The organism is Microcoleus vaginatus HSN003 (assembly GCF_022701255.1).
Lineage (GTDB): Bacteria > Cyanobacteriota > Cyanobacteriia > Cyanobacteriales > Microcoleaceae > Microcoleus > Microcoleus vaginatus_B.
The window spans coordinates 1,881,954-1,895,618 of sequence record NZ_CP031705.1; the positions used below are offsets into that span (position 1 = coordinate 1,881,954).

Annotated in this window: 9 protein-coding genes and 1 tRNA gene; 7 read left to right on the top strand and 3 right to left on the bottom strand. The window is 46.9% G+C overall.

What is annotated here, in order from left to right; all coding sequences use genetic code 11:
* Window positions 1-116: 116 nt before the first annotated feature.
* Entirely contained in the window at window positions 117-3,371 is a 3,255-nt protein-coding gene (locus tag D0A37_RS07980; protein ID WP_242723079.1) for an ATP-binding response regulator, read from the bottom strand.
* A gap of 399 nt (window positions 3,372-3,770) precedes the next feature.
* Here D0A37_RS07980 and D0A37_RS07985 point away from each other — a divergent pair, with 399 nt between their 5' ends.
* The 7 genes from D0A37_RS07985 to D0A37_RS08015 all read left to right on the top strand — a co-directional run bounded on the left by D0A37_RS07985 (window position 3,771) and on the right by D0A37_RS08015 (window position 10,716).
* Window positions 3,771-4,706 (top strand): circadian clock protein KaiA, encoded by a 936-nt coding sequence (locus tag D0A37_RS07985; RefSeq protein WP_242723081.1) that lies wholly within the window; start codon window positions 3,771-3,773, stop codon window positions 4,704-4,706.
* Between the two features lie 195 nt (window positions 4,707-4,901).
* Entirely contained in the window at window positions 4,902-5,216 is a 315-nt protein-coding gene (kaiB, locus tag D0A37_RS07990) for a circadian clock protein KaiB (RefSeq protein ID WP_006632119.1), read from the top strand.
* A gap of 332 nt (window positions 5,217-5,548) precedes the next feature.
* On the top strand, window positions 5,549-7,111 hold the full coding sequence (gene kaiC / locus D0A37_RS07995) for a circadian clock protein KaiC (protein WP_242723083.1): 1,563 nt from the start codon (window positions 5,549-5,551) through the stop codon (window positions 7,109-7,111).
* A gap of 345 nt (window positions 7,112-7,456) precedes the next feature.
* Complete coding sequence (locus tag D0A37_RS08000; RefSeq protein ID WP_242723084.1) at window positions 7,457-7,747, top strand: EAL domain-containing protein; 291 nt, start codon at window positions 7,457-7,459, stop codon at window positions 7,745-7,747.
* 70 nt (window positions 7,748-7,817) lie between these two features.
* Complete coding sequence (locus D0A37_RS08005; protein ID WP_242723085.1) at window positions 7,818-7,967, top strand: hypothetical protein; 150 nt, start codon at window positions 7,818-7,820, stop codon at window positions 7,965-7,967.
* A gap of 308 nt (window positions 7,968-8,275) precedes the next feature.
* Window positions 8,276-9,091 carry an alpha/beta fold hydrolase gene (locus D0A37_RS08010; RefSeq protein WP_242723086.1) on the top strand — a complete coding sequence of 272 codons (816 nt, stop codon included), beginning with the start codon at window positions 8,276-8,278 and terminating at the stop codon, window positions 9,089-9,091.
* 5 nt (window positions 9,092-9,096) lie between these two features.
* A complete protein-coding gene (locus tag D0A37_RS08015) occupies window positions 9,097-10,716 on the top strand; it encodes a diguanylate cyclase domain-containing protein (protein ID WP_242723087.1) in 1,620 nt (539 codons plus the stop codon).
* A 599-nt stretch (window positions 10,717-11,315) separates the two neighbouring features.
* Here D0A37_RS08015 and D0A37_RS08020 read toward each other — a convergent pair.
* Window positions 11,316-11,386: transfer RNA gene (locus D0A37_RS08020), tRNA-Gly, on the bottom strand.
* Between the two features lie 163 nt (window positions 11,387-11,549).
* The gene (gene uvrC / locus D0A37_RS08025; protein ID WP_242723088.1) at window positions 11,550-13,568 is read right to left on the bottom strand and encodes an excinuclease ABC subunit UvrC; all 2,019 of its coding nucleotides are present in this window, start codon (window positions 13,566-13,568) and stop codon (window positions 11,550-11,552) included.
* Between the last annotated feature and the right edge of the window lie 97 nt (window positions 13,569-13,665).

Genomic DNA, 13,665 nt, shown 5'->3' on the forward strand with positions numbered 1-13,665 from the left:
CGCGGTTGACACTTAAAGAGTTCCCAAATTCTGTTTTACCTCAGAAACAACAGTTTGTCTTTACGGGTTTAGAGAGGAATGAAGTCTTCACTACAAACCTGGTAAATTCTTGATTTTTAGGAAATTGAGTGAGTCAATAAAGTCTGTTGAATTCGCTCTAACAATTGTGCTGCCGATAAAGAAGAAGGCAAAATTTTGGCAGATACTTCTTGCAGTAGAAAGTCGATCGCCTCGGATTCCGAATTTACCGCAGAGCGATAATCCCAGACTAAAATTGGCAGTTTGACTGCCATTTGCCGCAGGTTCGATAGGGCCTGCAGCATAGCGGTTGATTCTGAGGGGGCATCTCGCAAGCACAGCAAAACTAAGTCAACGCTTTGATATTGCAACTGCTGCAAAACTTCTGTCCAGGAAGGAGCGATCGACCCTCGAAATCCTGCGGTTTGGATGTACTGAATCAAAGCTTGAAGGTTGGGACTAGAAAACTGGGAATTGGGAACGGGAATCTCGCCATTTTTCGCTCGATCGCGATTTTCCAATTCTCCCGTCGGATTCCCCCCAGCAGTGCGGTGCAAATCGGGTAAAGTCGAAATGTCGGCTAATAAAATGCTGGGCTTCCAACTCATGCCAGCAGCGACTTGAATCACTTGCCACAACGCACTGCCCACCAACCCCGTACCTGAAGTTTCACTGTCGTCGGGACTACGGGTAGCCAAACAGGGAAATACCGACAATCCTTTGACTTGATTTGCCAGTTGGGTAGTTGCGGGGTCTAAAGTCACCAAGGGGAGAGAACCCAAATTTCGAGATCGACTTAACTGTTCGATAAAAGCTAAGGGGTTTTGCAGTTGACTTGTACCGTCCAAAACGATCGCGTCGGGCCTCCAAATTCGTGCCACGAGTTCTGCTTGGCCGAGGTCGTCTGCTTCTAAAACGCGGCAGTAGTTGGGGTTGAGGAGTAAAGCGGAACCTTGAGAGGAACTGTTTTGCGGGCTGAGCCACAACACGGTTAAAGAACTCCTCACTTTGGCGCTACTAGCATTACTTTTGCCGATCAAGTCGGTCAGCAGCCGCCGCAAAGCGGGTTCTTCCACCGGCAAGCTCAAAAAGCCTTCGGCTCGGTTGACACTGGCCCGTTCTTTTTCGCCTCTGGTTGCTGTGACAATCGCCGGAATCGATCGGGTATCCGGGTCGCTCTTGAGCAGCGTCAGCACGTCCCAACCGGACAGCAGCGGCAGCAGCGGGTTGAGGAAAATCGCTTCTGGACTGAACCTGCGAGCTTTTTCCAGCGCTTCGGTGCCGGAACGGGCGACTATTACTTGGTAGCCCAAACCCGAGAGGACGTTGGTTAAATCTTCGATATATTTGGGAACTGCTTCGACTATTAATACTAAACGAGAGCGAGAATTGGCGATCAGAGTCGGATATTGGGGTTTTAATAATTCTTCCTCAGCGGCTTCCTGTGGCAAGACTTCTTCGCTGCTGTTTCCCGGAGGATTTGGTGGCAGCAGCAGGGTAAATTGAGAGCCTTGGTTTTCTGAGGAAATAAACGAAACGTCTCCGCCGTGGAGCCGAGCTAGGCGTTGAGTCAGTACCAGTCCCAGTCCGGTTCCTTGAAAGCGCCTGGTGAGGGGGCTTTCTAGCTGTTGGAATTTCTGAAAGATCAGGTGCTGTTTGTCGGCGGGGATGCCGATTCCAGTGTCCCAAACAGTGAATGCGATCCAGCCTTCCCAAACATTTACTTTCAATCCGATTTTGCCGCCGAGTTCGGTGAATTTTAGGGCGTTGGAAAGGAGGTTGACGAGCATTTGCCGCAGCCGCAGTTCGTCGGCAATTAATTGGCTCAGTCCCGGTTCTATTTCGAGTGTAAATTCTATTTGGGCGGAGGGTTCTGCGTTTGCTGTGCCGTCAGTTTTGCTGGGTTCGGGCGGGTTTTTTTCTTCTTGCTGTTGCAGTTGTTTTGCTTGTTCAAAGGCTCTTTGGCAGGTTGCTGCTATTTCTACTTGTTCGGGAATTAGTTCTAGCTGCCCGGTTTCCATCCGGGTCAAGTCTAAAATGTCGTTAACTATTGTCATCAAATGCCGCCCGCTTTTATGGATTAGTTTGGCGTAGCGTGTTTGGCGGTCGTTGAGTTCTCCGATCAATTTATCTTTGAGAAGGCTGGACAAACCGAGGACAGCCGTGAGTGGGGTTTTTAGTTCGTGGCTGATGCAGGATAAAAATTCGTCTTTTAGTCGGTTGAGGTGGATTAAATCTGCGTTTTTCGCTGCTAGTTCTTTGGCGACTAAATGTTCTTCGGTCACATCTTGTCCCATTACTAAAATTAGCTGGTCTGAGAGCGGTTGTTTGACAAATTGCCAGATCCGTTCTTGGCCTTTTTGTGGGCACTCGCAAATGTAGGTGTCTGGTTTGCCGGCGGTGGGGCACCAAGCTGGAGCGGTTAAGGTTGAGGGGGAGGCGGCGGCGTACAAGGGGAGCGGGCAACTGGTGGCTGCTGTTGAATCACGCGCGGCGAAGCTATCCCGCAGGGAATCGCCCGCTCTACTTGCTCCTACTAGGCTCCTGCATTCTTTGGTGATGGCCTCTAACTGCACGCTCTTGTATTCGCTTGTTAAATGGCTTGGTTTGCGGGGCGAGTGTTTACCCAAATTTGCTGCTGGTTCTGGAACTGGTTCTGGGCCTGATCCGAGCAAAATCCGCCACGCTGCGTTTTGGCTGACTATTTGTGCGGTGGGGGTTTGCAATCTCAGGGGCAGGGGCAGTTTTTCCAGTAGTTGGACTAGGGAGTTTAGGTTTTCCGAAGGTTTCAATCCTGCTTCTAGAAAGCGCACTTGAGCGCCTAGGACACTGGCTATGGCTTCGGAAACCGGCCTTAATTCGATTTCTTTGACGGCTGTTGCCTGCTCTGTGAGGCTGCAGAGCGAGCTGCTGTTGAGTGCGGCGAATTGCAGCAGGCTCAGGCTGTCTAGCATTCCTAAAAATTGACCACTGCCATCTGTCAGGGCGATCGGGTTGTTTGATGAAATGCCTGCGGTTTGGCTGTTTGACCGGGCTGGGATGTTCAGTTCCTCTGTTTGCAGGTACTGCCAGAATTCACTGACGCTCATAGCAGCGGGTAATGCCCTGACTGGTTCGATCGCGATCGGGCTTTCGGACAAAGGTTGTTGCCCGTCGTTTGTGCGATCGTCTCCATAAGCCCACAGGCTGCGGAGATACACTAATCCCAGCGGCTGTAGCTGTTCGTTGACTACTGCGACTCGATCGCAGTTGCAGGATCTGAAAATGGATCGCAGCGATGCTAGCGCAGCCGTTTGGAGGCACAGCGGCACTGGCTCCATAAAATTTTTGATACTGGGGGTGGTGAGTGACATAACAAACCTGAGAGTCTGCTCGCGAGAGCAGTAATATTTTTTTTGATGCTCAATGTAGCTGCGGATTTCTGTATCTTATTTGTTTTATATCAGTTCGCTATCAGGCTCGGTATCTGCACCGAAACCGGGCAGTTCGATGCCTACGCCTGATTTGAGGCGACTAGCAATTATTTTAAAGCTTAAGCTTAATTGCAGAAATCACGCTCAGGGTGCTTGACACAGAAACAAAAAAGTACATTTTCATTCTTCAGGTGCTAGAAGCTCATCACTTATTTTGCGGTTAAGATTGGTTAAAATAAATATTGAGATGATTGTTAAAATGTTAAGTTTTTTATAAGGGAGATATCAACTCTGAGCGATCCAGCACTTTCGGGCAACTTAGGTGGTGCACCTACAGCTTTGCTTTCCCAACTATCTATCGGTATTTTTGTCCGCTCCGAGGAAATCGTAGCCTCTGCGATCGAGCTTTTGAGGGGCGAACGCTATGCTTTAACGCACATTAAGTCGGCAGGGGAGTTTTTGGGGTTCCTTAAGCACAATTATCACCTTGATTGTTTGGTTTTGGAGGTGGATGGGGATCTGCGATCGCTTCTGGGCAAGCTGCAAGAACGATCGCTCTTTTTGCCTGCTGTGATTTTTTCGCCCCAGCCGGGGGAGGATGAAAGGGCAGTTGCACCATATTCAGATGGTTTTGAGGCTGGCACCAGTACCCCCAACACGAGTCAAGACGAAAGCTGTGCTTTTTTTTATCACCCTGCTGAGGTGCAACTGGCAATCGCTCGATCGAGCGAAATAGTTGCGGGTATCGATCAGGCGATCGCACAATTTCTGAAACTTTCAACTCCGGTTCCTGTCAATTACCAATCCGCAAAGAGCGATGCGACAGCTCAATTGACTGCTCAAAGTTTGCTCAGCCGACAGCAGCGGCGGCTGGCGGAAAAATTACGGGAGCGATTAGGATACTTAGGTGTGTATTATAAAAGAAATTCCCAGATTTTTTTGAAAAATCTGTCGCCACCTGAGAAGCAAAAGTTTTTGGAGCAACTCAAGTCGAGTTATCGCGACATCGTTTTGAATTATTTTTCTCAAGATACTGCGGTCAACAATCAAATAGATGAATTTGTAAACTTAGCTTTTTTTGCTGATGTTCCCGTGACTCAAATTGTAGAAATTCACATGGAATTGATGGACGAGTTTGCTAAACAGCTACAAATAGAAGGGCGCAGCGAGGAAATATTGCTCGATTACCGGTTGACTCTCATTGACGCGATCGCTCATATGTGCGAGATGTACCGACGATCGATTCCGAAAGAAGCATCTCAGGTTATAAGGTAGAAGGCAGCAAAGGGCAAAATTCAAGCAAGAAGAAGGTAGAAGAGAGAATTTAACAAAGAAGAAAGGACAAGACAAACGGCCGCGCGATCATCGGGAGGCTGAAATTATTATAAAATAACAAAGAACAGAGGATTTAAGACAAATAAGAACTACAACTAACATCAGACAACTAATACTCAACATTTAAAAAAGTTCATGAGTCCTCTGAAGAAAACCTATGTTCTGAAGCTGTACGTTGCGGGGAATACTCCCAACTCAGTGCGAGCTTTGAAAACCCTAAAGGACATCCTCGAACAAGAATTTCAAGGAGTCTACGCACTGAAAGTCATAGACGTTCTCAAAAATCCTCAGCTAGCAGAAGAGGACAAAATATTGGCAACCCCAACGCTGGCCAAAATCCTGCCGCCGCCGGTGCGAAAAATTATTGGCGATTTGTCCGATCGTGAGAAAGTTCTGATAGGATTAGATTTGCTCTATGAAGAACTTCGCGAAGAAGACCTGAATTCATAAGATAATCAGATGGCAGTCAGTCGATTTTAGATTTGAGACTTTGGCGTGAAACGTTCGGCGAGCGCTATGTCGAGCCGTCGAGTCGTGCGATCGTCGAACGATTGTAGATTTACTCCACAGATGAATCGAGGATGTTGAAAAAAGTCTAAAATTTTTATCTCTCCACCACAGGAGTCGGGCGCTTGTATTCGTTTTTGGGCGGGGTCATTAGTCAGCAGTCAGCCGTCATTAGTTATTGAGCAAGAGCCAAAACTAAAAGCTGGGTACAAAGACTCATGATCGGCGGTTAATGAGTGATAACTAAAGCATACTGAGAGTTGACAAAAATCGACATGAATGAAATTAGTCAAACGGTTCAACGAGAAGGATTGGGAAGGGCAGGAGTTGAAAAAATTCGCACGATGATTGAGGGTTTCGATGACATCAGTCACGGCGGAATGCCGCTCGGTCGAACCACCCTAGTCAGCGGCACGTCAGGAACGGGAAAAACTTTATTTGCCGTACAATTTCTCTATAATGGAATTACCCATTTTGACGAAGCTGGAGTGTTCGTAACTTTTGAAGAATCTCCGGCAGATATTATTAAAAATGCTTGCAGTTTCGGTTGGGATCTGGCACAGTTAATCGAGGAAGGCAAGCTATTTATTTTGGACGCTTCCCCCGATCCAGAAGGTCAAGATATCGTAGGAAATTTTGATTTATCAGCCTTAATCGAGCGCATTCAGTACGCCATTCGCAAGTACAAAGCCAAGCGGGTTTCAATAGATTCTGTTACCGCCGTATTTCAGCAGTACGATGCTGCATCGGTGGTGCGCCGAGAAATTTTTCGCTTAGTTGCGCGCCTCAAACAAGTCGGAGCAACTACAGTTATGACAACAGAACGGGTGGAAGAATACGGCCCGGTGGCGCGGTTTGGAGTGGAAGAATTTGTGTCGGATAATGTGGTGATTGTTCGCAACGTTTTGGAAGGGGAACGCCGCCGCCGCACAATGGAAATTTTGAAGTTGCGGGGTACAACTCACATGAAGGGTGAATATCCTTTTACTATGACTAATGACGGAATTAATATTTTCCCATTGGGGGCGATGCGATTAACTCAAAAGTCTTCAAACGTGCGGGTTTCTTCGGGCGATAAAACTCTCGACGAAATGTGCGGTGGCGGTTTCTTCAAAGACTCGATTATTTTGGCTACGGGTGCAACGGGAACCGGCAAAACGCTCTTGGTGAGCAAGTTCTTGCAGAATGCTTGTATGAACGGCAATCGGGCGCTGCTGTTTGCCTATGAAGAGTCGCGGGCTCAGTTGTTCCGCAATGCTTATTCTTGGGGCATTGATTTTGAGGAAATGGAACAGAAAGGAATGCTGAAGCTGCTGTGCACTTACCCGGAATCTGCCGGTTTGGAAGACCACTTGCAGACTATTAAATCAGAAATTGCGGAGTTCAAACCTTCTCGAATTGCTATAGACTCGCTGTCGGCCTTAGCTAGGGGTGTCAGCAATAATGCTTTCAGGCAATTTGTGATCGGAGTGACAGGTTTTGCGAAGCAGGAAGAAATAACCGGCTTTTTTACGAATACAAGCGACCAGTTTATGGGTTCTAATTCGATTACGGACTCCCATATTTCTACGATTACTGACACCATTATCATGCTGCAGTATGTAGAGATTCGAGGAGAAATGTCGCGGGCGATTAATGTGTTTAAGATGCGCGGTTCCTGGCACGACAAAGGAATTCGGGAATACACCATTACTGAAAGAGGCCCACAAATTAAAGATTCGTTCCGTGGTTACGAACGGATTATCAGCGGTTCTCCGACTCGGATTACGATTAATGAGAAGAGTGAGCTATCGCGGATTCTCCAGGGTGTGCAAGATCAAGACGATGAGGATATTTGAGAGTTCGCAGTGATTGGTCGTTAAAAGTAGGTTGGGTTGAGCTAGGGAACCCAACTTTTTTAATTTGAGGAGTTGGTGAATATTTATAGCAACCGCGACAATGTTTGGGATGTTCTTAATTGCTGAAATATGAGTTTTTAGTGCCTTCTTCATCAGCGCCTTTTGCTATAGTAATCCCACTAAATAGGTTGTGGTAAAAATCTAGGGGTAAGCTGTTGTGCCTCTAAGCAGATATTTCCCTATATTACTTTAAGGGCTCGGGCTCAATACCTATAGTTTTTACACAGGAACAATACCTTGGGCCAAATCCAATACCCTGGTAATCGAAAATTCCTTGAATTTTGCTTGGAAGGCCAATACTTGCTGTACGATCAAGCTCAGCTCGATTGGCAAAATCTTAGCCTTGCTGGTGTTGAAGTTATCCTACGATCGCATTCTGGTGAAGTAGGTTGGATTCATCGCCATCGCTTTATTCCGATCTCCGAAAAAACTGGATTGATTTTGCCGGAAGAGCAAATTGATTTTAGAGCAAGCTTGGGGGCAATATCAGCAGTAGTTAGGAGGAGGGCTAATTCTTCCTACTATACCAGTGAATCTGTCGGCCAGTCAGCTCAGCCAAGCGACTTTAATCGCTAAGAGCGATCGCATTGTTGAGCGCACCGAGATGAAGCTAAAATATCTATAGCTACAGATTAGGAAAACTGTAATGATGCTTAATGTTGACATTACCTACAATCTTTTGAGCCAAGGCTCGAAGCGTGGCATTGGGATTTTTGTCGAGGATTTGGGCACTGGCTATGCTGCTTTTAACAACCTGAAAAATTTTCCGGTGAACTCGCTCAAAATTGAGCGCTAATTTGTCCGCGATTTAGCCAGCGAGCCGATCGCTCGCGGAATTGCCAAACCCATAGTTGTAATCCCACAGGGCTTAAATCTGAGCACAATTGCCGAAGGAATGGAAACCTCAGCGAAATGGGAATAGTTACCAGCGAGCGGCTAGGAAATCGGACAGCGTTATATGTTGAGGAAGCCTGTCATTGCTGAGGTTGCAATTCAATTAATCCCACATCCTGAATTATTGTCTACCACTATGTGGGTTCAGCACTCCTCCCTCATGAAAGCGCGCAAAAGTCTTATAATCAATTTAATGCTCGTGTCGCTCAAATGACTCAAATAATTTTACGGCGGAATAATATAAAAGTGTTTGGACAAGGCACCCAGACCATGATGTTTGCTCATGGATTTGGGTGCGATCAAAATATGTGGCGTTTCGTAACACCGGCTTTCGAGAAGGACTACAAAATCATTCTATTTGATTATGTAGGTTCGGGACAGTCTGATATTAGTGCCTACAGTTATGAACGGTACAGCGACCTCAAAGGCTATGTTCAGGATGTCCTCGATATCTGTGAAGAATTGGCGTTGACGGATGTGATTTTTGTCGGTCATTCTGTCAGCAGTATGATCGGCCTTCTGTCCTCAATTCAAGCTCCTAATTACTTTAATCGCCTGATTTTCGTAGGGCCTTCACCCTGCTACATCAATGATTTACCAAATTATTACGGAGGGTTTGAGCGCAAAGATATTGAGGATCTCCTGGATATCATGGAGAAAAATTACATTGGTTGGGCCAGCTTTATGGCGCCAATGGTGATGCAGAATCACGAGAGTCCTGAGTTAAGTGAGGAGCTTGAGGCAAGTTTTTGTTCCACAGATCCGGTGGTTGCAAGTCGCTTTGCGGAGGTGACTTTTTACTCTGACAATCGCAGTGATTTACCGAATGCCTCAGTACCTTCACTGATATTGCAATGTAGTGAGGACATGGTAGCTCCCACCGAGGTAGGGCATTATCTCCACCGCCACCTGCCTAAAAGTACGCTACGGCTGATGAAAGCTACGGGACATTGCCCGCACCTGAGTCATCCACAAGAGACGATCGACATGATTAAGGAGTATTTGAGTGCACCTCATACTACCTGATTTGTATGGCAAACATGACCTACCAGATAGACGAGCTACTCAACACGTCACCCTGTGGATTCGTCTCGTTTGCTGACGATGGTACGATCCTAATGGTCAACGCCACATTACTGCAATTACTCGGATACGAAACCGATGAACTGCAGGAACGGAAAATGGACTCCATTCTGCCAATGGCCAGCCGGATTTTTTATCAAACCCATTTCTTCCCCCTGTTGAAGCTGGACGGTAAAGTAGAGGAAATTTACTTCTCATTAAGGTCAAAGCAGGGTAGTGATATACCCATGCTGATCAACGCTGTGCGTCGGAATCAGGGAGGAAAATTCGTCAACAATTGCATCTTGCTCTGTATCCGCCAGCGTATCCTATACGAAGGTGAAATCATTAAAGCAAAAAAAGCAGCAGAGGCCGCTACTCTCGCCCAAAAGCAAGCGGAAATGGCTCTGCGGCAACAGTACGACAAGGCGATATTACTTCAAGAGATTACTCAACACATCCGTCAATCTCTTGATTTGTCTACAATTTTTGAGATTGCTTCGCAGGAGATTCGCCTGTTTCTTGATGCCGAGCGCGTCGGCATATTTAAGTTCTATCCTGACAGTAATTTTGGATATGGTGAGTTTGTTTCAGAATCCGTAGGCGAAGGATGTAAATTGATAAGCAGAAATCAATTTAACGACCCGTGTGCTGGTGAACAAGATCCTGATTCATATCAAGAAGGGAGAATGCAGGTAGTTCAAGATATCAATAAGATTGACCTTCAACACTGTTACCGCGCTCTTTGGAAACAATTTCCGGTTCGGGCTAATTTAGTGGCGCCGTTGCTCAATGGACAAGATTTGTGGGGGCTGTTATGTATTCATCAATGTTCTGCTCCTCGGCAATGGGAAGAATTTGAAGTTGACCTTGTTAAACAGATTGCTAATCAGTTAGCGATCGCCATTAAACAAGCTGATATTTTTCAGAAGTTGCAGAAGGAATTGGCAGAAAGGCAGCAGGCTCAAGCGCGCATGAGAGAAATTAATCAACAACTTGCACTCTCTAACGAAGAACTAGCCCGCGCTACTCACCTCTTAGAACAAGTGGTCAATATTGATGGATTAACTCAAATTGCTAATCGCCGCTGTTTTAATGACCGCTTAGAGCATGAATGGCAGCGGCTATACCGGGAACAAAAACCTATTTCTCTTTTGTTGTTTGATGTGGATTATTTCAAACGCTATAATGATTGCTACGGTCATCAAATGGGGGATGATTGTTTGTTCAAACTTGCTCAGACTGTGCAAGAGGTGGTGTACCGTCCGGCGGATTTGGTGGCGCGTTACGGCGGAGAAGAATTTGGCATCATTTTGCCTAATACTGATCTTGAAGGAGCGAGTTCGGTGGCCCAACGGATTCACGCTGCTATTAAAGCTTTACATATTCCTCACAAAACCTCTGATGTGAGCGATGTAGTTACTATTAGTATGGGTATCGCTAACTTGATTCCGATTCCGGAACTATCATCGGCTGACTTGATTGCGCTCGCCGATCGTTCACTGTACCGTGCCAAGCAACAGGGGCGCAATCAGTCCGCGACCTGCGACTACAGCGGCGATTCGATTTTTGGTAGTGATTCACAGTAATGGTTTAATATCATGTCGGTTAGCACCTCACATCTTGCACCATTCTCAAGAACAGGCAAGATGCCTGTTCCACAAGAAAATTCACTCTTTGTGGAACAGGCATCTTGCCTGTTCATAAAAAGCTTATTGAGAATGGTGCAAGATCTCACTTAGCACCGGACTTGTGATGGTGCGATCGCTCTTCTGTGTTAAACGGCTCCTGCTGACGGGCATTTTTTCGTGAATCCCAGAACGGCAACGGTCGCTGGCGAAAAGCGATGCAGCTCCATGAGTAGACTGATACCAGTGACTGTTGACGTTCTCTTCGACATAGGAGCGATCGGGAGGAAAGTAAAAACTCGGCTCCGACCGTCGCAGAATTTCCAGAAGCGGCCGACTTGCTCAACCAGTTGAAAGCGCGGCGCAAAAAGTCGAGGGCGGACTTGGCTGATATCGACGCTATTCTGGGCCTGCTAGCAGAAGAGAACGGCTCAAACCTACTGTAGGTATGGATTGTATCCAATTTCTAGTCAACTTGAGCCATCACCAACCGAAAAAATCAGCAATAAAAAACCTCAAACCGTTGATTTGTCATTGGTTTGAGGTTTTTTATAGAAGTAAGCGGGCAGCGGGAATCGAACCCGCATAGTTAGCTTGGAAGGCTAAAGTTTTACCACTAAACTATGCCCGCGCACAGAAACTAAACTTACCACAAGTCTCTGGGAATTGCAATAGGCCTGTGTAAAATTTTTGAATACTTCCCTCACAGTGGCTGAATCGGGGGCGGAAGCCGGACTTGCGGCCCGATCGCCCCCTCGCCCCAACAATCCCCGTCTCCCATCCTGCGTAAGGCTTTACGGGTGGAAATAATCGTAAATTTGCTGCGCCAGACGCGGGCCAATCCCAGAAACTTCTGCCAACTGTTCGGGAGTCGCTAAACGGAGGTAGTCGATCGACCGAAAATGTGCCAACAATTGTTTTTGTCGGTGGTGTCCCAATCCGGGAATTTCATCAAGGCGCGATCGCTTCATTCTCTCGCTTCTTCGATCGCGGTGAAAACTCACAGCAAACCTGTGCGCCTCATCCCGCACCCGGCGCAATAATTGGACGCCCGGTTGCTCAGAATTAGTTTGCAGTGGCAAAGATTCCCCCGGCAAAAATATCTCCTCTCGCTGCTTCGCCAAACTGACAACGCGCAACTCTTCTAGCAAATTCATCTCCCGCAAAACAGCCACAACTGCTGACAGTTGACCTTTGCCGCCATCTATCATAATTAAGTCGGGTTTGTCGGAAATAGTATGAGAAACCGAGGATAAATTGCTGATTTCTTCCGGTTCTTCTAAATCGCTAAATCCATCTTCCATCTTCCCTCTTTCTTCTTCCTTCAATCTTCGGAATCGGCGACCGATAACTTCTGCTAAACTCGCAAAATCATCAGAATGACCGGATTTAATTTCAGGATTTTTAATTTTGTAATGGCGGTAGTGTTGATTGGCGGGCAAACCGTCAATAAATACGACGCGGGAAGCTACGGCGTCAGAACCTTGAATGTGAGAAATATCGTAGCCTTCAATGCGGCGAGGAACTTCCGGCAAATCGAGAATCTCTGCTAAATCTTGCATGGCTTGAGAATTGCGATCGCTCAATCTTTGCATTCTCGCCAATTCATACTCAGCGTTGCGTTCCACCATCTCAATCAACTCAGCCTTACTTTGCCGCTGCGGTGTCAAAATTGTAACTTTTCGCCCCTTACGATTGCTCAACCAATCTGCTAATATTTCCCCTTCTGGCAATTCGTACTGCACTGAAATTTCGCTGGGAATTTCTACAGATTCGACATTTTGATAATGTTCTTCCAATACCCGCTGCAAAATCGCTCCGGCCTCTACCCCCCCTCGTTCTCCCTCTTGCCAAGGGGAGGAGGAAAGAGAAAGTTGAGATAACTCTTGCCCCCCGTTTGCAAGGGGGGGTTGGGAGGGTATTTCCGCCATAAATCCCAATCTTCCGACCAATTGACCGGCACGAATTTGGAACAATTGAACGCAAGCGTGCTGGGTGTCGGCCGCAAGTGCGATCGCATCTCTGGAAACCGTATCGTCGGGCAAAGATACTTTTTGACCTGCACTCAAAGACTGCAAACCCTTAATTTGGTCGCGAATGCGCGCCGCCGTTTCAAAGTTTAAATCTTCGGCAGCTTGTTCCATTTGCGGCGCTAACAAATCGAGTAATTCCTGAGTTCTTCCCTGGAAAATCATCGCTACTTTTTGGATGATTTTTCGGTATTCCTCCGGCGAAGTTAACCCTTGACACACGCCAACGCAGCGCCCGATGTCGTAGTTCAGACAGGGACGGTCTTTAAACAACGGTTGAGGGCGCTGTCGCAGTGGGAAAATCCGATTAATTAAATGCAGCGTACTCCGCAGTGCCCCTGTATCAACGTAGGGGCCGTAATAGCGGTCTTTTGCACTACCTGCGCGGCGTTTGCGGGTGATAAAAATGCGCGGGTATTCCTCCGACCAAGTTATGCACAAATAAGGATATTTTTTATCATCTTTGAGGAGGACATTAAAGTAAGGTTGGTGCTGTTTTACGAGGTTTGCTTCTAAGGCTAAAGCTTCCGCTTCTGTGTCGGTGGCGATGAATTCAATTTCGCGCACTTGCTGCACCATCATCGCGATGCGGGGACTGAGATTTTGGGTTTCGCGGAAGTAGGAACGGACGCGGTTGCGGAGTTTTTTGGATTTGCCGATGTAAAGGATGCGATCGCTCTCATCGCGCATTAAATATACACCAGGAACCGCCGGAATTTCTTTGAGGCGACTTTCTAGGCGTTCCGAGTCTTTAACTAACGGCAGAGTTTTTGTGGATGGCATTGCAAGCTATCTCAGCAAAATAGAGACTGATTGTACACTCTTTTATTTTACCTTAATTCTGCCGATTTTGACGGCTGCTACCGTCGCCAAACCCACC

What these genes read in the sequence shown, in the direction of transcription:
- D0A37_RS07980 (WP_242723079.1), bottom strand. Translation starts at nt 3,371, where the DNA reads ATGTCACTCACCACCCCCAGTATCAAAAATTTTATGGAGCCAGTGCCG.
- kaiB (WP_006632119.1), top strand. Translation starts at nt 4,902, where the DNA reads ATGAGTCCTCTGAAGAAAACCTATGTTCTGAAGCTGTACGTTGCGGGG.
- kaiC (WP_242723083.1), top strand. Translation starts at nt 5,549, where the DNA reads ATGAATGAAATTAGTCAAACGGTTCAACGAGAAGGATTGGGAAGGGCA.
- D0A37_RS08005 (WP_242723085.1), top strand. Translation starts at nt 7,818, where the DNA reads ATGATGCTTAATGTTGACATTACCTACAATCTTTTGAGCCAAGGCTCG.
- D0A37_RS08010 (WP_242723086.1), top strand. Translation starts at nt 8,276, where the DNA reads ATGACTCAAATAATTTTACGGCGGAATAATATAAAAGTGTTTGGACAA.
- D0A37_RS08015 (WP_242723087.1), top strand. Translation starts at nt 9,097, where the DNA reads ATGGCAAACATGACCTACCAGATAGACGAGCTACTCAACACGTCACCC.
- uvrC (WP_242723088.1), bottom strand. Translation starts at nt 13,568, where the DNA reads ATGCCATCCACAAAAACTCTGCCGTTAGTTAAAGACTCGGAACGCCTA.